Here is a 24,907-nt window from a genome sequence, read left to right on the forward strand (position 1 = left end):
TTCCTGAATTGTCTTGAACTTTTTTCCGATTCCTTTTATAATACATAGGGAAAGGAGCACGGTTCATATCATGGCCAAGACAAAAAAGGTAGTACCGTACAGACGACCAAGAAATAACTTTAATATAGGCACATTGATCTTTCTCCTCATATTTATCTACATGGCTTATTCTGTCATCAAATATGTAGGCAGGGATAAGATTCAGTTTTATGAGGTAGTGGAGGGGAGCATTGTCAATGATAAAACATATACGGGTCTGATACTGAGAGATGAAGCGGTGAAAACCGCGGAGCAGTCCGGATATGTCAATTACTACATACGGGAGGGCAAGCGGGCCGCTGCAGGTTCCCGAATCTACTCGCTGGATGAAACGGGAGAGCTGGAGAAATACCTGGAAGAGAGTCAGGAAGAGGGACAGGCTTTTTCAGACGAAAATCTGTCTTCCATCAAGAAGCGGCTCAGTTCTCTGTGCCTGTCTTATGATGATTCCGATTTTTCCTCCGTCTATGATGAAAAATATTCTCTTGATGCCTCTGTGGCAGAGCTTGTAAATTTCAATGCGCTGGAAGATCTGGACGCTGAGCTTCAGGCCAGAGGAATCAACTTTAAACAGATATACAGCGATCAGGCAGGAATCATCTCCTACGCCATTGACTCCTATGAGGGGATGGCGCCCACAGATGTGACGTCTGACTCTTTCAAGAAGGAGAACTATAAAAAGGCAGTGGGGCAGGCCGGACAGCTTGTGGAGGCCGGAACGCCGATTTACAAGATTGTCACCTCGGAGAACTGGTCCCTTCTGTTTCCGCTGAGCGAGGAGGACAAGGCGGAGTATGCGGACAAGGAGACTCTGAAGGTCAAGTTTACCGGAAACGGCCTGACACTGTCGGGCAGCTACTCTCAGATTACCGGATCTGACGGCGGGTCCTACGGAAAACTCGATTTTAGCAAATTTATGGTTCAGTTTGTGTCTGACCGTTTTGTGGATTTCGAGGTAATTTCGGAGGAGGAGGACGGGCTCAAGATTCCGGCGACAGCCGTAACTACGAAAGACTTTTTTACAATTCCTGTGGACTTTATTGCCGCCGGAGGCGACGGCGATGTGACGCAGACCGGCTTTTACAGGGAAGTATATTCTGACAGCGGCGAGGCTTCTATTGTATTTACACCGGCGGAGATTTACTATGCTACGGACGAATACTACTACGTGAATTCCGGCGAGGAAGGGGAATTTAAAAATGGAGATTACATCGTAAAGCAGGATTCCAGTGAGCGATACCAGATCGGCGCCACAGCTCCTCTGGAGGGCGTCTACAATATAAATAAGGGCTATGCAGTGTTTAAGAGAATTGAGAAGCTGTCCGGAAACGGAGAGTATTTCACCATTGCAAAGGGAACAGACTACGGCCTTTCTGTCTATGATCACATTGTTCTGGATGCCTCCATGGTTAATGAGGGCATGATCATCTATGAATAGAAAGGATTCATAAAATTCTGAATAAACATTTGGGAGATGAGTGTATGATAAGAGAAAATCTGGAAGAGGTAAGAGAGAGAATACGGCTTGCCTGTGAGAGAAGCGGCAGGAGAGTGGAGGATGTGACTCTGATCTCTGTGAGCAAGACAAAGCCGGTGGAAATGCTTCAGGAGGCCTATGAGGCCGGATCCAGGGACTTTGGAGAGAACCATGTCCAAGAGATCCTTGAAAAGCACGGACAGATGCCCGAGGACGTCAGGTGGCACATGATTGGACACCTCCAGAAAAACAAGGTACGCCAGGTCATTGACAAGGTAGTTCTGATCCACTCTGTGGATACGGTAGGGCTTGCAGAGCAGATCGAGAAGGAGGCTGCCAAGAAGGATCTCGACATCGATATCCTCCTGGAGGTCAATGTGGCCGGAGAGGAGAGCAAATTCGGATTCTGCCCGGAGGAGGTAGAGGAGGCTGTCAGAAAAATCTCCCTGCTGCCCCATGTCCATATTAAGGGGCTTATGACAATTGCTCCATTTGTAGTGAATTCGGAGGATAATCGGGAAGTATTTAAAAAATTATACAATTTATATGTTGACATAAGGGGGAAAAACATTGATAATGTTAGTATGAGTGTGCTGTCCATGGGAATGACTGGCGACTATGAGGTTGCCATCGAGGAGGGCGCAACCATGATTAGAGTCGGCACCGGAATTTTCGGAGCCAGGACAAGGAATGGAGAGAGCAGAGCATGAGTATTTTGAACAAGATTATGGATACGATGCGATTAAATGAACCAGATACCGATGAGGATGACGGATACTTCGACGAGGAATACGAGGAGGAGAAGCCGGCCCGCAGACGTTTATTTAATAAACAGCACAGCGAAGACTATGCTTACGAGGAGGAGCCGGAGCAGAAGCCGAGATTTCTTTCAAGGCCTTCCTCCAACAACAAGGTGGTGCCCATGCGCCGGGGAATGGAAGTATCTCTGATCAAGCCGGTTTCCATGGAGGATTCCCACGAGATCTGCGACTGCCTGCTGGAAGGAAAGGCGGTAGTCCTGAACATGGAGGGCATACATATGGAAGTCGCACAGAGGATCATTGATTTTACCTGCGGGGCAACTTATTCCATGAACGGAAACCTTCAGAAGATTTCCAACTATATTTTTATTGCCACACCAGAAACTGTAGAGCTGTCCGGTGACTTTCGCGAGCTCCTCTCAGGGACGTCGACAGGCGGAAATATGAACATTGCCGGACTTAATTTTCACTTATAAGGAACATGGATAAAGAAGAGCAGTTACTGAAAAAAAGGATTATGGAGCTGGCAGCTCTCTGTTACCAGCGAGATATTCCGTCATATACCGATTTTCTGAATCTGAATGAACAGACAGTTTTTCACTCCATCGAGCGGAGCCTGCCGCCTGTGCGTTATCTCATGACAGGCGGCTATGAACCGGCAGAGCGGAAGATTGTCTGTTTTCTGCCGTCCTATGAGGAGGATGCAACAAACCTGCCGATCAGTATCCTGAAGGTGGAGCCGGTCAATGCCCGGTTTGCCGAGGGGCTTACTCACAGAGATTACCTGGGAGCTTTAATGAACCTGGGAATCGAGCGTGGTATGGTGGGGGACATTGTGATCAATGAGGACGGCTGTTTTATTTTCTGCCTGGAGCGGATGGCAGAGTATATATCCGGAGAACTCAGACAGGTCAGGCGTACCAGCGTTTCATGCACAGCGGTTCCTGCTTTCTCCTGCAGAGTAGAACAGAAATTTGAGGAGATCCGGGGAAGCATCGCATCGCCGAGACTTGACAACGTGCTTTCTCTGGTTTATCACACATCCAGGCCAAAGATCCTTCCCTACATTCAGGGAGAGAAAGTATTTGTAGACGGAAAGCTGGCCGTCTCTCCTTCCATGCAGCTAAAGGGAGGAGAAATTGTGTCTGTGCGCGGCCTGGGCAAATTTCTGTTCACGGGAACAGAGAATGAGACACGAAAGGGAAGGATCTTTGCAGCCGTCAGAAGATACTGCTGACCAGAGGAGAGCCTTACAAAGCAGACGGCATAAGCAGGCAGAGGGACAGTGGACAGAAATAATTTAGCGATTGTTCAGTCAAAAATACAGAAAGGGCCGGCCAGCTCCATGGGAAGAGAAGCAAGGAATTTTCTTTCCCGCTAAGGGCTGCCGGTAATGGAACAGTGAAGAAATGGCAAACAGAATGACAGTACAAATGAATGGAAACCCGGTTTATGATATTGTTCTGGAACAGGATTTTCAAGCCCTGCCGGCAGAGCTTGAAAAGCTGAATCTGCAGTCCAGAAAAATCTGCATTGTGACAGATTCCAATGTCGCCCCCCTCTATCTGGAGGAGGTGAAGCGTCTGATGGAACCCTGCTGCCGCCAGGTCATTTCCTTCGTCTTTCCTGCAGGGGAGGAAAACAAAAATCTGGATACGGTGAGAAACCTCTATGAAACGCTGATTCTTGGAAAGTTTGACAGGAATGACATGCTGGCGGCCCTGGGCGGCGGCGTAGTGGGAGATCTCTGCGGATTTGCCGCTGCAACCTATCTCAGAGGAGTCTCTTTCATTCAGCTTCCCACTACGCTGCTCTCTCAGGTAGACAGCAGCATTGGCGGAAAGACAGGGGTTGACTTTGACGCATATAAAAATATGGTGGGAGCCTTCCACATGCCGCGTTTGGTCTATGAAAATATCGGAAGCCTTAAAACCCTTCCGGCAGAGCAGTTTTCCGCCGGCATGGGCGAGGTAATCAAGCATGGCCTGATCCAGTCCAGAGCCTACTATGAGTGGATCCTTTCCCACAGAGAAGAAATCCGCAGCATGGAGATGGGGACGCTGGAAGAGCTGGTAGTGGAGAGCAACCACATTAAGCGCCGCGTGGTAGAACGTGATCCGGAGGAGAAAGGTGACCGGATGCTTTTAAACTTCGGCCACACTCTGGGCCATGCCATAGAAAAGCTGAAAAACTTTGAGCTTCTTCACGGGGAATGTGTTGCGCTGGGCTCCATCGCAGGTATGTACATCTCAGCGAAAAGAGGCCTTCTCCCAACGGAGGAGATTGACCGCTTTTGCGATGCCCTTTCCTGGTTTGGCCTTAAAACATTCACAGACGGCCTTGACCGGGATGAGGTGATCGCTGCAACAGCCAATGACAAAAAGATGGATTCAGGCGTGATCCGCTTTATTCTTCTGAGAGAGATTGGACAGGCATTTGTGGACCGCACGGTGACGCGGGAGGAGATGGCTGAGGCCCTTGAGTTGATCTTAAGGTAAAATTCATCTTAAGGAAAAACGCAGAGCGGCGGCGTCTATGATAAATATTCAGGGAGATTATAATTATGAATCAGAAAGCCAGACAGCTTATCTTTTTTGTAGCCGGCCTTATTGTGAGCATAGGCTTCGACCAGTGGACGAAGGCTCTGGCAGTTGCAAAGCTGAAGGGAAAAGAGCCTTTTGTGCTGATTGATGGAGTGTTTGAATTTTTTTATTCTGAAAACAGGGGAGCTGCATTCGGGATTATGCAGGGAAAACAGATTCTGTTTTTTATTATTACAGCTGCAGTGCTTCTTGTGGTCATTTTGGCTCTGGTGAGGATGCCGGCTTCCAGGAGGTATCTTCCTCTGACAGCCTGCCTTTTCCTGCTGGCTTCAGGTGCAGTCGGCAATATGATTGACCGTGTCAGCCAGGGCTATGTGGTGGATTTCCTCTACTTTAAGCTCATCGATTTTCCGATTTTCAATGTGGCTGACTGCTATGTGGTGATCGCTACGTTTCTGCTGATCATCCTGGCATTTTTTGTCTATTCGGAGGAGGAGCTTTCCTTCCTGTCATCGAAGAAGGGAAGGGCAGACTCTGTTTAAGGAGCCTGCGGCAGCCGCAGGGGCCGTTAAAAGGCCAGGAACCGAACGGGCCGGGAAGAGAAGGCCAGGAAAAAAACTATGAGAAAGAGGCCGCAGCAAAAGTCTGTGCAGGGCAGGCTGCAGAAGACAGCATACAGGCCGCTGCCTCTGAGAGGAGGAAAACAGCTTGAGACAGAGCTATGTGGTGCCGGCTGAGGCTCAGGGAGTGAGAATTGATAAATTTCTGTCAGAAGCCTGTGACGGGCTGTCCCGGTCATATCTGCAGAAGCTGCTGAAATCAGAGCTTGTGGAGGTGGACAAACGGACGGTCAAAAACAGCTATAAACTGTCTGCCGGAGAGAAGATTGAATTTGAGGTGCCGGAGGCGGCAGAGCCGGAAATTAAGGCGGAGGATATCCCCCTTGACATTATCTATGAGGATTCAGACATTATCCTGGTCAATAAGCCCAAGGGAATGGTCGTCCATCCGGCTGCGGGCCACTACAGCCAGACTCTGGTAAACGGGCTGATGTACCACTGCCGGGACGGGCTTTCCGGGATCAACGGCGTCTTGAGGCCAGGTATCGTCCATCGGATTGATATGGACACGACAGGTGTTCTGATTGTGTGCAAGAATGATTTTGCCCACAATGCAATAGCAGAGCAGCTCAAGGTGCACTCCATCACCAGAAAATATTTTGCCATTGTCCACGGGGTAATCCAGGAGGACGAGGGGACGGTAGACGCCCCCATAGGACGGCATCCGGTGGATCGGAAAAAAATGAGTATTAACCGGAAAAACGGAAAAGAGGCTGTCACCCACTACCGGGTGCTGGAACGGTTCCGCCAGTTTACCTACGTGGAATGTCAGCTTGAAACGGGGAGGACACACCAGATCCGCGTCCATATGGCAAGCATCGGCCATCCGCTCTTAGGGGACAGCGTCTACGGCCCGTCCAAGATCCCTTTTAAGCTGCAGGGTCAGACACTCCATGCAGGAGTGCTCGGCATTGTCCATCCGAGAACCGGAAATTATATGGAATTTTCAGCCCCTCTTCCGGAATATTTTTCCGAGCTTTTAGATAAGCTTAGAAAAATTGGATAAGCTCAGTCAGAGAAATCTAATCTTCCTTCTGGTTCCGACAGAGCTTTTATGTGCACAATTTATGAAAATTTGTCTAATAGCACATAAATATTTTTTATATGCAAAAAAATAGATGACTTTTCGGAAAATTTGCGTTATACTATCAGTATAGATAGCATAATTATAGTAGTCGGGCAGAGGGGAGTGTGTTATTATGAAACATAATCTTGTGATTACAATAGGACGTGAAAGCGGAAGTGCGGGCCGCCATATCGGCCAGCTGCTGGCCAATGATCTGGGTGTTAAGTGCTATGACAAGGAGCTGCTGACACTTGCGGCAAAGCACAGCGGACTCTGCGAAGAGCTTTTTAAATCACACGATGAAAAGCCTACAAACAGCTTTCTCTATTCTCTGATTATGGATTCCTATTCCGTCGGATATTCGGGAGGCGGTTATCTTGATATGCCTTTAAATCAGAAGGTTTTTCTGGCACAGTTCGATGCGATTAAGAAGCTGGCCGAGGAAGAATCCTGCGTGATCGTGGGCCGCTGTGCTGACTATGCGCTTGCCGACTATCCGGGAATGGTTTCTGTGTTTATCTGCGGAAATGAGGAAGATAAAATCCGCCATCTGATGGAGCGGCACAATATAGAGCGCTCAAAGGCAAAAGAAATTATGATTAAGACGGATAAAAGGCGTTCCAGCTATTACAATTACTATTCCAGCAAGCGCTGGGGAGACTGCAAGAGCTATGATCTGTGCATCAACAGCAGTGCCGTTGGCTATGAAGGGGCAGTGAAGATTATTAAGGCATTTGCAGAGACAAAGATGGAGTATCGGAAAAATAAACCGTCAGAGAAATAAAACAGCTAAATAAAATAGCTAAATAAAACAGCTTTATAACCGCCGTTAAGAAGAGCCGCAGGCTGAGCATTGTTTCAATTGTTTCAATGATTTTCAGCCTGCGGCTCTTTGCTGTGTACGATAAAAAGTATGGGCTGGCTTGGCCGTTTTAGGAATGGAGCGCATTCAAAGTTCTGCCTATATCGCCTTCAATACAAATAGCCTGTCTCTGAATCTCTTTCGGGCAGTAGGCTTCTGAAAGATTTACACAGGCATAGGCGGCCTTTGGATTCTGACAGGTCATCCTCCAAAAAGGATATTTGATGATAGACGGCGTGTTGCCGCCTACGCCCAATTCCAAATAGAGAATATGCATTCTTTCATGGCGGCGAAGAAAATCTTCATAGCGCTGAGCGGCCCTGTGCCAGCCTTCATCTTCGACAAAAGTCATATCTGCCCGCAGATTCATAGACATAGGCGCTCCGCATACGGGGCAGTGGGGCACTAATTCACCGGGCACTTTCATGTCCTTTTGTTCGGTCAGCATCCTTTTGACAACGGCTTCGTTGTCGTAGGTCTTCTGGCTGCAGGGTCTGGAACACTGCCAAAGGCCATAATCGCCCTGTATGTAGAACAGCCTGTGCTTATCAAATCCGGCCTTCTGGAAACAGTGGTCTACATTGGTAGTCAGCACGAAATAGTCCTTGTCCCGCACCAGCCTCAGAAGATCGCCGTATACAGGTTTTGGCGCGTCCAGATAGCGGTTGATGTAGATATACCGGCTCCAGTATGCCCAGTGTTCCTCTAAAGTTTCAAAGGGATAGAAGCCGCCGGAATACATATCGCGGAAACCATACTTTTGAATGAAGTCCCCAAAATATTTTTCAAAGCGTTCTCCTGTATAAGTAAAGCCAGCTGAAGCGGAAAGTCCAGCACCGGCGCCGATGATAACTGCATCTGCAGTATCCAGTTGGTGTTTCAGCCGCGATATTTTATCATAACAGACGTTTGTAGATTTCATAGTCGCTGTCTTTGAAAACATTGAAGATCACCTCGATTCTGTTTGAATTCTGCTGCTGCCATGTCCTGACTGTCTGTATGGCAATCTCTGCCGCCAGTTCATTTGGAAAATGAAATTCGCCAGTGGATATACAGCAAAATGCCACGCTCTTCAAACCGTAAGCTGCCGCTAATTTTAAACAAGAGCGATAGCAGCCTGCCAGCAGTTCACAGTCTGTCTTTGTGACGGTTCCGTAGATGATGGGCCCCACGGTGTGCAGCACATAGCGGCAAGGCAGATTGTAGGCTTTCGTGATTTTTGCCTTGCCTGTGGCTTCTTCTTTCCTCTGTCCAGCCATAATGCGGGCACACTCCATACGGAGCTGTATGCCTGCGTAAGTGTGAATAGCGTTGTCAATGCAGCCGTGACAGGGAACAAAACAGCCCAGTATCCGGCTGTTCGCCGCATTTACAATGGCGTCAGCGGCAAGGGTGGTGATATCGCCCTGCCAGAGATATATTCCCGGCTGTATCGGCGTTAGATTCTCCGGTTCTGTAACGCCCCGCTCTGCAAGCCGTTCCTGCAGATAGGCGTCCTGCACTTTCAAAAATTCTTCACTGGCTGGTACAGGCGGCCGCACATTCATCAGGCTTCGCAAAAGGCGACGCTTATCCGGCTGTCCGGCAGGAATCTCTCTATTTTTATATTCCTCGTTTTCGTTCAGCAAGCAGCGGATAAGGAAGTCAAGCCGCTGTCCCTGGGTAATTGGCTGTGTCATGGGGACTGCCTCCTTTCGACTGCCCCTGCGGGACAAATTTCAAAGCAGTTCCCGCAGTGCAGGCAGTGTTCCTGTTCAATCGCGACGGGCTTTTGTGTAATATCAATGCATTTCTGCGGACATTTCGAGTAGCACAGTTTGCAGCCGATACATTTATCTGTCACAAAGTAGCCAGTTTCCTTTGCCTGTGCGCCCCCGAAAGAAAAACTGGCCCGGTCTATGGGCCGTTTAGAAAGGTCGAACCATTCGCCAGCCCCCTCGTAGATTTTGAACACAGTGAGAGCGCTGCGGGAGGGTATATCTGGATAGATTTTCTCCATGTACAGATTTTTACGGAACAAGTCAGGCAATTTATCCGGGCCGATTTCTTTTGCCTTGCCCTGCACTGATACGGCCACGCAGGAAAGGGTATCTTCTCCCTTCATGGCAGTAAAGGCGATATTTTCATTGGCTTTCAAGCGGTCATAAAAGTTCTTCCCTTTTGCGGTCAGAAAATAGAGGCCGCTTTCATCATAGTCCATGATGTCGATGGCGCAGGTGACGGGCCGCCCCTGGCTGTCCACAGTGGCAAATGCGGAAGAATGGATTTCTTCCGCGATATATTTCAGATAATTTCTTGTCTGCATGATGAATCTCCTATTTCTGTCTGCCCTTTAATATCGGGGCAAGCCGTTTATAAAGCGGTATGGTGGCAAGGCTGATACCGATTCCTTTCAGTAAACTGAACGGAAACGCGCTGAACAGCACAACATCGAGTTTCGTCCTGATGAAGGGAATAAACTGGCCAAAAGAAGCAATCAGCTGGTCCAACGGCATGAATGCTTCAAATACGGGAAGCAGAATAAAATTCAAAAAAGGCAGACACAAAAGAAATAGCAGAGAGCACGGCACTCACTGCGAGCATACGCACATTCTGAATCGACGTTCTTTTTTGCGCGGCAATCGTTTTCATGATTCTCCTATTGAGATATGATTTAGATTAGGAACAATCCCCACAAGGTTTGATTCCTGCGGGGCTGCTCCTGTCATATCTTCTCTCATCCGGACTATTACCGTCGGCAACGGGATTTCACCGTTTCGGCTGCTGATGCAGTTCGCAGACTATCACTGCCGGTCAGGGATTCCACCTTGCCCCGAAGATAGTTGGAAAGCTCTTCTTACAGGTCATACTCCTTAGGCGGATTGCCGGAGAAGTCGGCAATCACAGCGTGAGCGTTCTTCAGGTAGAGCACCTCGAAGATCGGGTTGGCCGCCTCACCATACTGTCCCTTGACAATGGGGTTCCGGATGCACATCTCTTTGGCGGCCATGTTGTTCTCGAAAACGGCCTCGCCGTTCAGACGGATCCACGCATAAGCCGGACTGGAAACAGAAATCTCAATATTGGGATTGGCCTGCATATCCTTGTAGACTTCCTTGGTGCTGTTGGTGCAGAACCACAGCCTGCCATCCAGCTCACCGGCAAACATGAAGGGGCGGCACTTGGCCTTTCCGTCACGGCCTACGGTAGCCAGATACTGTACGGGATTTTCCTGTAAAAATTTAACAACTTCGTTCATGATGAATACCTCCTGTGTTTTCTTATGAGCTTATTGTAATCTCCTTTGTGCGGACTGTGAAGTACGCACAATATTGTGGCATAGTTACCTGTTTGTAACCATGAAAGCCTGACGTTCTGATTCAAAAATTTTGTGATTTGTGATTGATATGGAAAGAGCGTTCGTGATATGTTATTAGTACAGGTTATTTTCAGTTAAGTTTTACAGATGGGAGACAGGCGAAACGCCGAAATACAGATATGACCAATCAGCTCAGAACATACATAGCAGCTGCCGCTACCCTGGCGGCGGCCTCGATTTTGCCAGTTAAAATTTCACAATATACGGACATCAGCGGACTTGCCGCTTTTGAGGAAAATGAAGGCGGAGAGGATGAGAAAAAAAATTTAAAAGAGGAGGCTGTGGTGAGAAAGGCAGGTGCTGAAGCCGGCCTCAGAATAGATGGAAGGAATACGAAAGTGTTCACAGACACAGGTGCCAAAGAAACGGGTGTTCTAAAGAAGGCTGCCTGGTACTGTCAGGAGTTTCTGGAACACCTTCAGCCGTCGAATATGGGAGCCGGATACACCCCGTCTGCCCTCAGTCTGAATCTGGCATATCTCTTTTCACAGCCAGGGAATGCAGCGGGGATGGAGAATCTGATGTTTCAGGAGATACAGAGAGGGCTCTGCCTGCTCAATCCGTCCCATCACCTTCAGTCTCTGGGCGGAAAGCTTTTTGAAAAGCTGAATGAGAAGGAACAGGAGTGGATGTACAGAATTTACCATGATTTGAACCGGCTTCCATACAGGACGAGCATCCATCTGCAGTTTTTAGACGGAGATGCCCAGGCAGATGAAAGCTATACCAACTCACAGGAAATTTTGTCCTTAGCCAGTGTTTATGCCTATTACCACTCCTGGGATGACTATGAAGCAACAGAAGACTATGCCTTTAAATTGTGGGAGCTTTCTCACCAGTATGATATTTCTGTAGGCTCTGTCTATTACTGCGGCGGCTGTGAAGAGGAGGAGAGCGGGGAAACAGAAAGTGTGCCTAAGAGAGAGGTGCTTCCAGAAAATGAAACTCTGAATCAGGAAAAAGCTGCAGAGATTTCAGCTGAAGGGCAGGCAGTGCAGATGCCCTCCGGGCCGGCTTCCGATCCAAAAGCTCAGACAGACGAAGGGGCGGCGAAGGCGGTAGAGAACCATACGGCAAGTACAGACAGCAGAGAACAGAGCGGAGAAACTGTAAGCAAAGAAAATACAGACAATGAAGCAGACAGCGAAGCTGCAGGAAATGCAGTAAAAAATGGAAACAGCCAAAATATGGATACTTCAGTAAAAAGCGAGAACAGCCAAAATGGGGATGTTTCGGTAAAAAATGAGAACAGCCAAGGTACAGGAGTTTCAGTAAAAACCAAATACAGCGAGAAGACAGGTAATGCAGAGGGAGAAAAGATAAATCGTCAGCAGATACCTGACATCAGCCAGGAAATGGCACAGCAGGCTTCGGCGGGACAGGAGACGGGAGACGGAGAGAACTTTTCAGGGTGCCCGGGACATGTGGACGTCACAGTAACTGTCCGTATCAACGGCCTTGACGAAAAGAACAATCTTTTTTTGCTGGCTCAGGGCATACAGGAGACAGAAGCTGCAGAGGAGGAGAGCCCGGAAGATGCCGTTTATTCTGCCATGGCAGAGACTCTGATTTGGCCGGGGTGGAATGACGATACCATGAAGGCGGCGTGTGCCCTGGCTGACCAGGATTGGGAGGCACAGTTCGGCTTTACCCGCCCGGCAGTGTCCTTTGGAAAGACGCTTACGAGACAGGAATATGAAACGTATATGAGCCTCCTGCCTGATGAGCTGTCGGCGGAGAGAAAGTCCCTGATAGCTTTTGCGCTGGATTCCGTGGGAAAGGTTCCATATTACTATGGAGGAAAACCGGCCTGCCCTGGATTTGGCGGAAACAACTTCTTTTCGCTGACATCTCCGGACACAATGGGGCGCACCTTAAAAGGCCTCGACTGTTCCGGATGGATCAACTGGGTTTACTGGTCGGTTCTGGGCTCCCCGATTACAAGTGCAGGCACCAGCAGTCTGGCCGAGAGCGGAAGAGCAGTCACAAAGGAGGAGCTGAAGCCGGGAGATATTGCAGTTATATCAGGAGATGATGCCCATGTTGTTATGTTTCTGGGATGGGATGAGGCGACGGGGGATATGATATGTATCCACGAGAGCGCCGGAAATACCAATAACGTGACAGTAAGTCATACGAACAGGGAATGGACTGATTACCGGAGTTTAGTGGAATAGGGATAATGGTTTGAAATAGAGCAAAAAGATGAACCTGTTGCTTTTGTCCAAACCGTTCTGGAAGGCCGGAACCTGATGCTGAAGGAAATCGGATAAAAAAACTTTTCCCCTGGGGCATGGCTACAGGGGATTTTTATAGATTATCAATGATTCAGTATATCGCCATCAGTTCACCCGGCTGGACCTGCATAGCACAGCAGCACATGAAAACCAGAATCACCGATAACAAACCGGAAAACATCTTACGGAACAGAAGAGCCACCTTCATCTATAACTATTCGTGAAAGAATAGTTTATCGAATAGTTTGTGCGAAAAGCGGTTTATACAGCTCTTTTGCCTTTCACCGGTTCCTGTTTGTGCCTTCACAAGGTCCATGGCCTGTTCCTGGGATTAATTTGTGTTTTTTGTGTTTTATGCTGCGCTCCTTGCAATCTTCAATGTTTCAGATATACAGCTTTATCATTTCGTCCAATCGCCCAGTCCGTGCCTTGTTTATTTAAACTCTGCTGACTGCTATAAAGTGTTTTGTATTGTCTGCTGTTTATGTTTACATTATGAATTATTTGATTATATAAATCGTCTGTCCCTTTTCGCTTTTCACCTTTCCGCTTTCTGCTTCGTTGTACGCCTTGCCTCATTTTGCACCTATTTCCATGTTCCACTCTATACCCTGCCATCTAGTGTTCTCTGTGGCAAAGCTGTTTGGCCCTTCTGAAATCATACTTTAAAGTTCTTCCTGTGGCTAATGTCGGCCATATTGATCGTTTTAATTGTTAATTAAATAACAAGAAAGCAATAAAGAATTGCCGTTTCCGATCTATTCCCAGTCTGTGGTTTGGAACCGCTGCAGCCAGGCAGAATATTTTGACTTTTCAGTTTTGCAGAGAATCGTTCTTATGTTATAATGAATATTGGGTAAACGAGCAGTGAATAAAGACAACTATTTCAATACCCAGACACTGAAGATACAGGAGAATTTATGAAGTTACAACGACTGTTGAGCCTGACGCGTCAGGCTTTGGATGACTATGGAATGATTGAATCAGGTGACAAAATTGCTGTGGGGCTTTCTGGAGGTAAAGACAGCCTCGCTTTGCTGTATGCGCTGAAGCATATTCAGAAATTCTATCCGAAGTCCTTTGATTTATGTGCTATAACTGTTGACTTGGGATTTGGAAACTTTAATCTGGAGGCAGCTCAGGAGTTCTGCTCTTCTCTCTGTGTTCCCTACACAATTGTCCCTACAGAAATCAGCCAGGTGGTGTTTGAGACCAGGAAGGAATCGAATCCCTGTGCGCTCTGTGCGAAAATGAGGAAGGGGGCCCTCAATCAGGCTGCAAAAAATTTGGGCTGCAATAAAATTGCGTATGCTCACCACAGAGACGATCTGATTGACACAATGCTGCTTTCTCTGATCTACGAGGGGCGGTTTCACTCATTTTCTCCGAAAACCTATCTGGACAGAATGGATTTATTCGTTATCAGACCTTTTTTATACATCCCGGAAGCGGATATTATAGGATTTAAAAACCGTTACAGCCTTCCGGTATGCAAAAACCCCTGTCCGGTTGACGGGAAAACCAAGAGGGAGTATGTGAAGCAGTTGATTAAAACCATTAACATGGAGGCATCTGGCGTCAAAGACAGACTGTTCCACGCTATTATAACGGGAAACATTCCGGGGTGGCCAGAAAGAAGCCGCTGAGAGAACTTATTTGGAGGGATTAGAAATGGCAAATCTTTCATACCATGAGCAGGAAACCATTGAAAATACGAAAAAACTGAGAAAACTGATAGGGGAGCTTCCGCCCTTCTGCGCTGACTTTTTCCGGGGGATTGAGCCGAGAACCTCCTCCCGCACCAGGATTGCATATGCCTACGATTTAAGCATTTTTTTTGACTTTCTCTGCCAGACAAATCCCCTTTGGAAAGATCGGGATAAGCGCGACTTTACAGTGGACGTATTGGATCAGATTGGCGTCATGGATTTAGAGGAATACCTGGAATTTCTGAAATGCCATTCCACTGAAAATAAAGAGGATTTAGTCAATACAGAGAGAGGCCTGACGAGGAAAATGTCCTCGCTGAAGAGCTTCTACAACTATTTTTTCAGAAATGAGAGAATTAAGACAAATCCAGCGGCACTGGTAAAGCTGCCGAAACTCCATGAGAAGGAGATCATCCGGCTGGAAATCGACGAGGTAGCCCGCCTGTTAGACCTGGTTGAGGACGGCCAGGAGCTTACAGAAAGGCAGAAGGCATACCATGAGAAGACGAAAATCAGGGATCTGGCCCTTATGACCCTTTTGCTGGGAACAGGAATCCGCGTGTCTGAATGTATCGGGCTGAATCTGAATGACGTGGATTTCAATGTGGACGGAATCCGCATACACAGAAAAGGCGGTAAGGAGGTTATCATCTATTTCGGAGACGAGGTGGAGCAGGCGCTCAGAGCCTACCTGGAAGAGCGGAAAAAAATGATACCAGCGCCAGGGAACGAGGAGGCACTGTTCCTCTCCATGCAGAAAAAGAGGATGAATGTGAGAAGCGTTGAAAATCTGGTCAAAAAGTATTCACGGATTGTCACTCCTCTGAAAAAGATCACCCCCCATAAACTGAGAAGCACGTACGGAACGAATCTTTACCGGGAGACAGGCGATATTTACCTGGTAGCCGACGTTCTGGGCCACGCAGATGTCAACACAACGAAGAAACATTATGCAGCCCTCGAGGATGAACGCCGAAGAAGTGCCCGGAATAAGGTAAAGCTTAGAGAAAACTGATTAAAGAGCATACTGTCTCCGGCGTCGGAAGGTAGTGTAAAAAAGTTTGTGTCTTTGGAAGAAAATGACTCCTTTTTGGTAAGAATTACGATATGAAAATTCTTATCGAAAAGGAGTATTTTTATGCCGGTAGCTAAGGAACAGATTCGACAGATTATTGCTGATAACAACTTATCCAGTGTTGCTGATGTCTATTCCCTCCTCAGGGACAGTTTTAAGGATATCCTCCAGGAGCTGATGGAAGCGGAACTCGATGCCTCCCTCGGTTATGAAAAGAATCAGAAAGGGGATTCCGTTTCCTCTAACAAAAGGAACGGCCATTCCCAGAAAACCCTGAAAAGCCAGTATGGAGAGTTCCAGATTGACGTCCCCAGAGACCGCAACGGGGAATTCGAGCCGAAGCTCATCCCCAAATACCAGCGGGATATCTCCGGCATTGAGGATAAGGTGATCTCCCTTTATTCCAGAGGCCTCAGCACCAGGGATATCCATGACCAGCTTCAGGACCTCTATGGGATTGAACTGTCCGCTGAAATGGTCAGTAAGATCACAGACCGGATCCTCCCTGAAATCAAAGAGTGGCAGTCCCGTCCCCTCAATCCCATCTACCCTTTTGTCTTTATGGACTGTATCCATTACAAGGTCAGGGAAGAGGGCAGGATCCTCAGCCGGGCCGCTTATGTGGTGCTGGGCGTTACAACGGAAGGCTATAAGGAAATCCTCAGCATCACTGTAGGAGCCAATGAAACCTCAAAGTTCTGGCTGGGGATGCTCAATGACCTGAAGAACCGCGGCGTGCAGGATGTCCTGTTTTTCTGTGTGGACGGACTGCCGGGATTTAAGGACGCGATCCAGGCCGTATACCCGCAGGCACAGATCCAGCGGTGCGTCATCCACATGCTGCGCAATTCCTTCAAGTATGTGAATTACAATGACCTTAAGAAATTTTCCTCTGATTTCAAAGCGGTCTATAATGCCCCGACAGAGGCAGCAGCCCTGGCAGAGCTGGAGGCAGTGAAGGAAAAATGGGGAAAGAAGTACCCATACGCGGTCAGTAACTGGGAAAACAACTGGGAGGATGTCAGTTCTTTTTTCCAGTTTTCAGGGGACATCCGCCGGATCATGTATACCACAAACATCATAGAAGGGCTGAACCGCCAGTACCGGAAGGTAACAAAAACAAAGAGTGTATTCCCGAGCGACAGCGCGCTGGAGAAAATTCTGTATCTGGCGAGCGGAAATGTGACAAAGAAATGGACGCAGAGATACCGGAACTGGGACCAGGTGCTCAGCCAGCTGATTCTTCTGTATCCGGAACGTCTTACACCGTATCTGTAAAGGAAGAAAAAGCAATAAAAGCCGGGACAGCGTTTTATAGGCATAAGCAGCTGTTCCGGCTCTGTTATACAGACATTTACAGTATAGCCGGGAAAGCCCGTTTTAAACCTGAAGTACGGGAAATGGCTTTGGCTTCTGTAAATGTCTAATCAGCATGTAAAAATTTAAAAAGCATGTATAAAAGAAAGCGGGCAGGAAATACTATAACCAGAAAGATAAATTCGACAAAAGATACGGCTGCAAAAGCCGACAAAAACCACTACATATCGAATTCTTATCTGGAAGGTTTCATTCCCATAGACACAGAATATTTTACAGCCTCCGTCGGAATTTTCCCAGGGCTTCTGAAAAAGGGAATACAGTACAGCCTGTTTGATGGGTAATCTGCTTTGGCAGCTCTCAGCAGGCTGTCTTCCGGTTATTTTCTGTTCTTCTATTTCAGCTCTAAATCATAGTAGTAAACGGTCAGATAGTTCCCCGCGTGTATGGTATCATCTGAGAGGGAGTTCATCTGTCTTAAATCATGGACGTACTCTGCTGTACTTTTTCCCGAATGTGTTTTATAGCTTTCTGCTATGCTCCAAAGGCTGTCTCCCTCCTGGATTCGGATGCTGGTGTAGTATTTGTGATAGGGACTGGTCTTTTCCTGCGCCTGAGAGTGGAGCAGATTCATTCCGGTAAAAAATGCGCAGATAAGCAGAACGGCGAGGACCGCCACTGCTGTTCTTCTACTGAATACGGAATCTTTCTGTACCTTTGAAATGTTTTGTCTTCTGCTCTGACCTTTCATAAAAATAATCTCCTTTATCCTGTGTGTTTCACCTAAACAGCAGATACACAAAGGGAACTTATGTTCCCGAACACGTGTTCTTTCTTGTAACTGTATTATATTACCCGAACATGCGTTTGTCAATGGGATTTAAAAAAATCGAACAAAAGTTTGCTTTTTTTAAAGATTTATGCTAATATAGTATTATCAGGGGCAGAATACTCTTTTTGCCAATACCTACGGGAGGTTTTACTATGTCACAGGAGAAAATTACACCAAAACAGCAGGAAATTTTAGAATATATTAAAGAAACGATTTTAAAGAAGGGATATCCGCCGGCTGTGCGAGAGATCTGTGAGGCTGTCAAGCTCAAATCCACATCATCCGTTCACTCCCATCTGGAAACTCTTGAGAAGAACGGATATATCCGCCGCGATCCCACGAAACCGAGGACCATTGAAATCATCGATGACTGCTTCAACCTTGCCCGCCGAGAGGTTGTGAATGTGCCGCTGATCGGCACAGTAGCTGCCGGAACTCCTCTTCTGGCACAGGAAAATATCGAAACTTACTTTCCAATCCCGTCAGAGCTTCTCCCCAATAAAGAAATTTTTATGCTCAAAGTAAAGGGCGACAGTATGATCGAGGCAGGAATTTTTAACGGGGATCAGATTCTTGTGGAAAAGACGAATACAGCCGAAAACGGGGAAATTGTGGTAGCTCTGCTGGATGATTCCGCCACAGTGAAACGCTTCTACCGGGAGGACGGCTACTATAGACTGCAGCCTGAAAATGCTTCTATGGAGCCTATTTTTGTGGATGAGGTTCAGATTCTCGGAAAAGTGATTGGGCTGTTCAGAATGATGATGTAATAGATTTGGACCAATAGAACTGCACAAACGGAATTATGAAACTGCGCAAACGAAATTGCATGCATCGGACTGCATACATCTCAGAGGCCCGGAATGAAAACAGCCGTGTTTTCATTCCGGGCCTCTGCATTTCCGGTATTCTTACAGTTCGTCAACGCTTTCGAGCATTTTCCCATCCCGCCAGATTCTCTCCAGATCATAGAAAAGGCGATCCTCCCGTGAGAAAATGTGGACGATAATATCGCCGTAATCCATCAGAATCCAGTTAGCCGTGCTGTAGCCCTCTATCTGGCGCGGTTCAAAACCAGCCTTAAACAGCTCTTCCTCCACGTTGTCCGCCATGGCCTGAACCTGGCTGACATTGGAGCCACCGGCGATAATAAAATAGTCAGCCAGAATGGAAACGCCCTGGATGTCGATAATCTTTACGTCCTCACCCTTCTTATCTTCAAGAGCCTTTACGGCCAGCTTTACCATATCTTTTGATTGACTCATCTGTTTATTTACTCTCCTCTTTCTTCTCTTTATAATAATGATACGCTTTCTGTGTCATTGTGTCCGTATAAGAGCCGGATGATTCGAGATAATGAAGCGTTCCCTCCATTATCTGAAACAGTGCCTCGTCCAGATCTTCAAAGGCGAGACGGCGAATTTCGGGAAGTGCCTCCACCTTGTTCCGGCGCGGCTCGATGTAGTCTGCAATATATAAAATTTTGTCCAACAGGCTCATCTCAGGTTTTCCTGTAGTGTGACAGGCAATGGCACTCAAAATCTCCGGATCTGTCACCCCATATCTGTGCTCTGCCAGAAAAGCCCCGAGCTTTGCATGGATAACGGAAGGGGCCTGAAGCTCTCCCTCTGTCAGTTCAAGGCCGTATTTTCTGCATTTTTCTATGATCGCAGTGTTGTCGTAGCATTTTGCACAGTCGTGGAGAATCCCTGCCAGCTCTGCCCGGTCCAGATCAAAGCCGTATTTCATGGCAAGAGCCATGCAGGTAAAAGAAACGCTCAGGGAATGCTCATACCTTCCAGGCTTCAGTCTGGATGCCAGATCCTCCCGGATGCTTAAAATTTTACTGTTCATATTCGGCGCCCCCTTCAGTATAGACAGTGAGGAATGTCTCACCGTTTCGGCTGTCGTCACTGTCTTTCATCGAGATATAAATTTTTCTGTCTGATAAACTGCTCCACAGGTTCCGGGATATAGGCGGAGACAGATTCTCCGCGGCGTATCATAGCGCGCAGATGCTCTGACGACACATTCATCCTCCTGGAGTGGAGCCGGCAGATCCTCGCATCGTATTTTGCGGAAAGGTACCGGATCTGGCTGTCCAGAGGCTGATCGTCGTGACCGCAGGAGCGGTCTGCAGCTAAAATGACGGCGAGCTTCATCACAAGCTCTGGATGATACCATTTTTCTATGTCAAAGATGGAATCTGCTCCCACAATAAAATAAAACTCTGTGTCGGGATACTCTTCTTTCAGAAGGCGGAGGGTGTCAGCCGTATAGGTGTTTCCATCCTTTCTGCGAAGCTCGAAATCGGAGCAGGAAAAAAACGGCGTGCGCTCCACTGCCAGATTCACCATTTCAAGGCGCAGGGCAGCAGGAGTGATCCCGTGATCTTTTTTGTGGGGCGGCTGTCTGGACGGCATATACCAGACACAGTCCAGATCATATTCTTCATATGCCTGCTTCCCAAGCATCAGATGGCCTGAATGGATGGGATCAAAGGTTCCGCCCATAATACCTATCTTCTTCACTTTCAGTCAGGCCTCCCTTCCCGGACAGTTCAGCCTTACGGAAGAACGATCTTTCTCTTTTTTTCATCCTTAGCTGGCTTATAGAGAACGATTTTCTTTCCGATTACCTGAACCACCTCAGAATGAGTGCGCTCAGCCAGCACGGCGGCAACGGATTTTCCATCGTCCAGACAGTTTTTAAGAATGCTCAGCTTAATCAGTTCTCTCGCCTCCAGGGCCTCTGCCACTGCAGCGGTGAGCTCAGGAGTTACACTGGATTTTCCAATCTGGAAAATCGGATCTATTGTCATAGCCAGCCCTTTTAAATAGGCTCTCTGTTTACTTGTCATATCTATTCCCCTATCAGCCGGCAGCGGCATCGCAGGACGGAAGATCCTCCTGCCGCCGCGGCTGTCTCTGTATATCACATAATTTCTTTAACGGTTCTTTATAGAAGTTCCATTTACGAATATTGTCTCTATTTATAATAATCAAATTCCAGGCCGTACATGCGGACTGTATCGCCCTCCTCGATGCCGGCCTCCTCAAGCTCTGCCAGAATACCGGAGTCCTTCAGGAATTTCTGGAAGAACTGGAAGCCCTTCTCGGAGTCCAGGTTTGTATATCCCAGCATCTTCTCAATCTTCGGCCCCTCAACCACATAGACGCCGTCCTCATTCTTCTCAACGGTGTACGGCAGATTTTCAGCCTGATACTGGTATTCAAACTCTTTTTCAAAAATAACAGGGGCCTGATCCACTGTTTTCAGCAGCTCGTTTACGTGGTAGAGAAGCTCCTTCACGCCCTGGCCGCTGACAGCAGAGATGGCAAATACCTGGATTCCCTCCGGCTCAAAGGCCTTTTTCAGGCGCTCTACGGGGTTCTCCTCCCCGCTTTCCGGATCCACGTAGATGGCGTCAATCTTATTGGCGGCGATGACCTGCGGACGCTTCAGAAGCTCCGGATTATAGGCCCGCAGCTCTTCGTTGATAGCCTTAATATCGGCCACCGGATCCCTTCCTTCTGTGGACGCGGCGTCCACCACATGGACGAGAACCTTTGTCCTCTCAATATGCTTTAAGAAAGAGTAGCCAAGGCCCACGCCCTGGGAGGCTCCCTCAATAAGCCCCGGAATGTCAGCCATCACAAAGCCCTGCCCCTCACTTAAGTCCACAACTCCCAGGTGGGGGTTCAGGGTTGTGAAGTGGTAGTTTGCAATTTTGGGTCTGGCGTTGGATACACGGGAGAGAAGGGTGGATTTTCCCACATTGGGGAAGCCCACAAGTCCCACGTCGGCGATCACCTTTAATTCAAGCTGAACCCAGAGCTCCTGGGCCGGCTGTCCCGGCTGAGCATATTTGGGAACCTGCATGGTAGACGTGGCAAAATGCATATTGCCAAGGCCGCCCTTTCCGCCCTTTAAGATCACTTCCCGCCGGTTGTCGCCGGACATATCGGCGATCACCTTTCCGGACTCAAAATCCTTGATTACAGTTCCTTCGGGAACCTTGATGATTATATCCTCACCGTCTGCTCCATGGCAGCGGCGTTTCCCGCCCGGCTCACCGTCCTGTGCCGCATACTTGCGGACATGGCGGAAGTCTGTCAGCGTGTTGAGACCGTCGTCAACCTCGAAGATTACGTCTCCGCCTCTTCCGCCGTCTCCGCCGTCAGGGCCACCGGCAGCCACATACAGTTCACGCCTGAAGCTTACATGGCCATCTCCGCCTTTTCCGGATCTGATATATACTTTTGCGCTGTCGGCAAACATAATAACACCTGTTCCTTTCGCTGTTTGTTTTCACATATCCAAAAAACAGCCCCATACGATGAGGTATGGAGCTGTTTTAATTACTCGTTAATTGCTCTTGGGTAAACAGAAACCTGCTTCTTGTCTCTGCCCTTTCTCTCAAATCTAACAACGCCGTCAACCTTAGCGAATAATGTATCATCTCCACCGCGGCCTACGTTGACACCTGGATGAATCTTTGTACCACGCTGTCTGTAAAGAATGTTTCCAGCTAATACAAACTGTCCATCTGCTCTCTTGGCTCCCAGTCTCTTGGACTCGGAATCACGGCCGTTCTTTGTAGAACCAACACCTTTTTTGTGAGCGAATAACTGAAGGTTCATTTTAAACATCACTTACACCTCCTCAAACCGGATTTTAATATATTGTTCTCCGTAGGTTTCAGCAATATTCCGGAGTCCCAGAATAAGCGAATCCATAAGGAGTTTCGATTCTGTGCTGATATTGCCGGTAAAGGAAAATTCAAATGCTCCGCTCTCCTCCTCCACACTCCCGTCAAATCCGTCGTCCGTAAACTGTTCAACAGAATTTGCCATGTTGAGTGCGAGAGCCGACACGGAAGCACAGATAATATCTCTGCCGTAATCGTCATATCCTGCGTGGCCCTTTAACTGGATTCCACGGCAGTTCCCATCAGAATCTTTGAATACGTTTACTCTTATCATCTCTGATTAAGCGTTGATCTTTTCAATCTTAACCTGTGTGAAGAGCTGTCTGTGACCGTTCTTCTTGTGATAGCCAGTCTTGCTCTTGTACTTGTAAACGATAACTTTTTTGCCTTTACCCTCTTTTACTACAGTTGCGGAAACTGTTGCACCGTCAACGGTCGGGCATCCGATCTTTAACTCACCGTTGTTTACGGCAAGAACCTGATCAAAGGTAACTGTCTCGCCAGCACCTGCACCAAGTTTCTCAACTTTAATGATATCGCCCTCGGCTACTTTGTACTGCTTACCACCTGTTGCAATAATTGCGTACATATGGCACCTCCTCTTATCATTACTCGCCAGTTTCGGCGCCGGACGGATTGAAAATCACCGGACTTGTCAGCCTCGCTGTGCGGCATACTGTAGTATAATAGCATTGTTTTTGCGTGTTGTCAACCATGTTGATGGGAGAAATATGAAAAAATTGTAACAGTTCAGCCATATATCTTCTTGCCCGCTTGAAGCGGACAAGAAGCGTCTGGCGTCCGCCCTATGAAGATTAGGACAGGAAAATGCGTTGAAAGCGTGCTTTCATAAGAGTTTTCCTGTCCTAATCTTCGCATGGCTGAACTGTTACGAGAAATTACAGCAGTTTTTAGAGCAGTTTTGACTGCTGACAAAGGACAGGGGGCCGGACTGGGTTCTAGGGAACGATCCTCAGATGGCTGTAGTCAGCTGCCGAGTCATCTAACTCTGTCACAATGCGGTTGTAGCGGAAAAACCAGTCTGTATTTCTGGCTCCTGTGTAAGCGGCAGCCTGGCTGACAGAGGCGCCTCCTCTCAGCATCATGGCAATCCCCAGTGTGCGCAGGTCATTCATGGTAAAGGCGGGGATTTTGCAGGCCAGACAGGCCTCTCTCAGACGCATCTGAAGGGAACGGACCGTCAGAGGGCGGCCGTACTTATTGAGAAGAAGGCTCTGCTCCCTGTTCTCCTCTCCTGCCGGACGCCCCGCAGTGAGCAGGCGTATGATTTCTGCCGCATCCTCAGGGACTTTGACGATCCGGCTTCTGGCACCTGAACTGCCTGAGCTTTTACGGCTGTCTGATACGGGAAGGCGAAGCCCTGTTCTCCCATGGGCATCAAGGAAAAACATGGATCGTCGAAGACTCACGAGCTCCTGAACCGTGAGGGCGCAGCGCAGAGCCAGGGTAACGGCTGTGAAGGTGGTCAAGTCATTGGTTTCCCTGAGCCAGCCGAGGACACAGTTTATTGCCTCAAAGGACGGGAGGGATTCCATGGAAAACTCCATCTCCTCGGAAGAGGAACTGAGAGAGGAAAAAAGCCCGGTATAGACCGGCATCAGGCCGTACTGTTCGGCGTGCTCGTCCAGAAAGCGTGCAAAGGCCCGGTATACCCTGAGATTGTAGTGAAGGGATGTTTCTTTGGCAGGCGAAGGGACTGAAGGCTCTGCGGGCTTTGAAGATGCTGCATCATTTGCAGAACCTTGAGATTTCAGATCGGACGACTGAAAATATTCCAAAATATGCTCAGGGCGAAGTTCAAAGAAGCTGCACCCGGCGCTGTTGCAGAGGGAGGCGATTGCGTACAGGTACTCTCTCCTGGTTCTCTCTTTTTTAAAACGGGAGCTGTAGGCCGAAAAAGCCGAGAGAAACAGCGGGGAGAAATAGGGGCTGAGGGACTGTAGGGATTCTTCATTCTTCTTATCCATAAAGCGGCTGGCCTCCTTTCTGATATCTTAAGTGATTCTAACTGATAATCTGCTCGTCTCTCAAGTTGGTTAAATAGTTATCAATATACTGTATAAAAATTCATAAATTATACAGGAAATATACAGTATTGCCGTATACAGGAGTACTGTTATGCAGCGGGAGTCTATAATGTAAAATGAGTATCTGTCGTAGGTGATATTTTTTGATGTGTGGAGGGAAGAAGGTTTTTGCTTTTTGAGAGAAGGCGGAGGGAAAAGTAAATAATTATAAAAAACGATTTCATAGGGCGAAAATTTTTTCATATTCCTTTT

The 24,907-nt window shown here is 47.9% G+C and carries 27 protein-coding genes and 1 riboswitch; of the genes, 13 read left to right on the top strand and 14 right to left on the bottom strand.

What is annotated here, in order from left to right; all coding sequences use genetic code 11:
* The first annotated feature begins 70 nt into the window (after positions 1–70).
* From LK436_RS10575 to LK436_RS10610, 8 genes are all read left to right on the top strand, one after another.
* Complete coding sequence (locus LK436_RS10575; RefSeq protein WP_008398197.1) at positions 71–1,477, top strand: HlyD family efflux transporter periplasmic adaptor subunit; 1,407 nt, start codon at positions 71–73, stop codon at positions 1,475–1,477.
* A 44-nt stretch (positions 1,478–1,521) separates the two neighbouring features.
* Positions 1,522–2,226, top strand: coding sequence for a YggS family pyridoxal phosphate-dependent enzyme (locus LK436_RS10580; protein WP_008398199.1), 705 nt, complete (start codon positions 1,522–1,524; stop codon positions 2,224–2,226).
* The gene (locus tag LK436_RS10585; RefSeq protein WP_008398200.1) at positions 2,223–2,753 is read left to right on the top strand and encodes a cell division protein SepF; all 531 of its coding nucleotides are present in this window, start codon (positions 2,223–2,225) and stop codon (positions 2,751–2,753) included. The genes LK436_RS10580 and LK436_RS10585 overlap by 4 nt, the downstream gene beginning before the upstream one ends.
* Before the next feature lie 5 nt (positions 2,754–2,758).
* The gene (locus LK436_RS10590; RefSeq protein WP_008398201.1) at positions 2,759–3,514 is read left to right on the top strand and encodes an RNA-binding protein; all 756 of its coding nucleotides are present in this window, start codon (positions 2,759–2,761) and stop codon (positions 3,512–3,514) included.
* 172 nt (positions 3,515–3,686) lie between these two features.
* Complete coding sequence (gene aroB / locus LK436_RS10595) at positions 3,687–4,775, top strand: 3-dehydroquinate synthase (protein ID WP_008398202.1); 1,089 nt, start codon at positions 3,687–3,689, stop codon at positions 4,773–4,775.
* A 65-nt stretch (positions 4,776–4,840) separates the two neighbouring features.
* Positions 4,841–5,362 (top strand): signal peptidase II, encoded by a 522-nt coding sequence (gene lspA, locus LK436_RS10600; RefSeq protein ID WP_008398205.1) that lies wholly within the window; start codon positions 4,841–4,843, stop codon positions 5,360–5,362.
* 166 nt (positions 5,363–5,528) lie between these two features.
* Positions 5,529–6,446, top strand: coding sequence for an RluA family pseudouridine synthase (locus LK436_RS10605; RefSeq protein WP_044931383.1), 918 nt, complete (start codon positions 5,529–5,531; stop codon positions 6,444–6,446).
* Between the two features lie 193 nt (positions 6,447–6,639).
* Positions 6,640–7,290: an AAA family ATPase gene (locus LK436_RS10610; protein WP_008398209.1), complete on the top strand. Its 651-nt coding sequence runs from the start codon at positions 6,640–6,642 to the stop codon at positions 7,288–7,290.
* Positions 7,291–7,438: 148 nt separating this feature from the next.
* On the opposite strand, the gene LK436_RS10615 is transcribed toward LK436_RS10610, so the two are convergent.
* The 4 genes from LK436_RS10615 to LK436_RS10630 form a co-directional block, all read right to left on the bottom strand.
* Entirely contained in the window at positions 7,439–8,290 is an 852-nt protein-coding gene (locus tag LK436_RS10615) for an SIR2 family NAD-dependent protein deacylase (protein ID WP_008398210.1), read from the bottom strand.
* Positions 8,265–9,047 carry a protein-ADP-ribose hydrolase gene (locus LK436_RS10620; protein ID WP_008398211.1) on the bottom strand — a complete coding sequence of 261 codons (783 nt, stop codon included), beginning with the start codon at positions 9,045–9,047 and terminating at the stop codon, positions 8,265–8,267. Before LK436_RS10620 ends, LK436_RS10615 begins: the two co-directional genes overlap by 26 nt.
* Positions 9,044–9,673 carry a 4Fe-4S binding protein gene (locus tag LK436_RS10625; RefSeq protein ID WP_008398212.1) on the bottom strand — a complete coding sequence of 210 codons (630 nt, stop codon included), beginning with the start codon at positions 9,671–9,673 and terminating at the stop codon, positions 9,044–9,046. Before LK436_RS10625 ends, LK436_RS10620 begins: the two co-directional genes overlap by 4 nt.
* A 399-nt stretch (positions 9,674–10,072) precedes the next feature.
* A riboswitch (FMN riboswitch) is annotated at positions 10,073–10,192 on the bottom strand.
* A 12-nt stretch (positions 10,193–10,204) separates the two neighbouring features.
* The gene (locus tag LK436_RS10630; RefSeq protein WP_008398215.1) at positions 10,205–10,606 is read right to left on the bottom strand and encodes a pyridoxamine 5'-phosphate oxidase family protein; all 402 of its coding nucleotides are present in this window, start codon (positions 10,604–10,606) and stop codon (positions 10,205–10,207) included.
* A gap of 299 nt (positions 10,607–10,905) precedes the next feature.
* Between LK436_RS10630 and LK436_RS10635 the strand changes: the two genes are divergently transcribed.
* The 4 genes from LK436_RS10635 to LK436_RS10650 all read left to right on the top strand — a co-directional run bounded on the left by LK436_RS10635 (position 10,906) and on the right by LK436_RS10650 (position 17,025).
* A complete protein-coding gene (locus tag LK436_RS10635; RefSeq protein ID WP_166460494.1) occupies positions 10,906–12,903 on the top strand; it encodes an NlpC/P60 family protein in 1,998 nt (665 codons plus the stop codon).
* A gap of 980 nt (positions 12,904–13,883) precedes the next feature.
* Positions 13,884–14,609, top strand: a complete 726-nt coding sequence (locus LK436_RS10640; RefSeq protein ID WP_008398221.1) for a tRNA 2-thiocytidine(32) synthetase TtcA — start codon at positions 13,884–13,886, stop codon at positions 14,607–14,609.
* Between the two features lie 25 nt (positions 14,610–14,634).
* The gene (locus LK436_RS10645) at positions 14,635–15,687 is read left to right on the top strand and encodes a tyrosine-type recombinase/integrase (protein ID WP_008398224.1); all 1,053 of its coding nucleotides are present in this window, start codon (positions 14,635–14,637) and stop codon (positions 15,685–15,687) included.
* A 123-nt stretch (positions 15,688–15,810) separates the two neighbouring features.
* Complete coding sequence (locus LK436_RS10650) at positions 15,811–17,025, top strand: IS256 family transposase (protein ID WP_227910034.1); 1,215 nt, start codon at positions 15,811–15,813, stop codon at positions 17,023–17,025.
* Positions 17,026–17,458: 433 nt separating this feature from the next.
* Here LK436_RS10650 and LK436_RS10655 read toward each other — a convergent pair whose 3' ends face one another.
* Positions 17,459–17,815: a LysM peptidoglycan-binding domain-containing protein gene (locus tag LK436_RS10655; protein ID WP_008398283.1), complete on the bottom strand. Its 357-nt coding sequence runs from the start codon at positions 17,813–17,815 to the stop codon at positions 17,459–17,461.
* Positions 17,816–18,048: 233 nt separating this feature from the next.
* Between LK436_RS10655 and lexA the strand changes: the two genes are divergently transcribed.
* Positions 18,049–18,666, top strand: a complete 618-nt coding sequence (lexA, locus tag LK436_RS10660) for a transcriptional repressor LexA (protein WP_008398284.1) — start codon at positions 18,049–18,051, stop codon at positions 18,664–18,666.
* A 141-nt stretch (positions 18,667–18,807) separates the two neighbouring features.
* Here the strand turns inward: lexA and rsfS are convergent, their stop codons facing one another.
* From rsfS to LK436_RS10705, 9 genes are all read right to left on the bottom strand, one after another.
* Positions 18,808–19,161, bottom strand: coding sequence for a ribosome silencing factor (gene rsfS, locus LK436_RS10665; RefSeq protein ID WP_008398285.1), 354 nt, complete (start codon positions 19,159–19,161; stop codon positions 18,808–18,810).
* 4 nt (positions 19,162–19,165) lie between these two features.
* The gene (yqeK, locus tag LK436_RS10670) at positions 19,166–19,750 is read right to left on the bottom strand and encodes a bis(5'-nucleosyl)-tetraphosphatase (symmetrical) YqeK (RefSeq protein WP_008398286.1); all 585 of its coding nucleotides are present in this window, start codon (positions 19,748–19,750) and stop codon (positions 19,166–19,168) included.
* A gap of 56 nt (positions 19,751–19,806) precedes the next feature.
* A complete protein-coding gene (gene nadD / locus LK436_RS10675) occupies positions 19,807–20,427 on the bottom strand; it encodes a nicotinate-nucleotide adenylyltransferase (protein ID WP_008398287.1) in 621 nt (206 codons plus the stop codon).
* A 35-nt stretch (positions 20,428–20,462) separates the two neighbouring features.
* Positions 20,463–20,756, bottom strand: coding sequence for a ribosome assembly RNA-binding protein YhbY (gene yhbY / locus LK436_RS10680; RefSeq protein ID WP_044931569.1), 294 nt, complete (start codon positions 20,754–20,756; stop codon positions 20,463–20,465).
* 128 nt (positions 20,757–20,884) lie between these two features.
* On the bottom strand, positions 20,885–22,177 hold the full coding sequence (gene obgE / locus LK436_RS10685) for a GTPase ObgE (protein ID WP_008398289.1): 1,293 nt from the start codon (positions 22,175–22,177) through the stop codon (positions 20,885–20,887).
* Positions 22,178–22,257: 80 nt separating this feature from the next.
* Positions 22,258–22,548, bottom strand: coding sequence for a 50S ribosomal protein L27 (rpmA, locus tag LK436_RS10690; RefSeq protein ID WP_008398290.1), 291 nt, complete (start codon positions 22,546–22,548; stop codon positions 22,258–22,260).
* A gap of 3 nt (positions 22,549–22,551) precedes the next feature.
* Positions 22,552–22,881, bottom strand: a complete 330-nt coding sequence (locus LK436_RS10695) for a ribosomal-processing cysteine protease Prp (protein WP_008398291.1) — start codon at positions 22,879–22,881, stop codon at positions 22,552–22,554.
* Positions 22,882–22,887: 6 nt separating this feature from the next.
* A complete protein-coding gene (gene rplU, locus LK436_RS10700; protein ID WP_008398292.1) occupies positions 22,888–23,196 on the bottom strand; it encodes a 50S ribosomal protein L21 in 309 nt (102 codons plus the stop codon).
* A 370-nt stretch (positions 23,197–23,566) separates the two neighbouring features.
* A complete protein-coding gene (locus tag LK436_RS10705; RefSeq protein WP_008398294.1) occupies positions 23,567–24,595 on the bottom strand; it encodes a tyrosine-type recombinase/integrase in 1,029 nt (342 codons plus the stop codon).
* Between the last annotated feature and the right edge of the window lie 312 nt (positions 24,596–24,907).

Source organism: Clostridium sp. M62/1 (genome assembly GCF_020736365.1).
GTDB lineage: Bacteria > Bacillota > Clostridia > Lachnospirales > Lachnospiraceae > Otoolea > Otoolea saccharolyticum_A.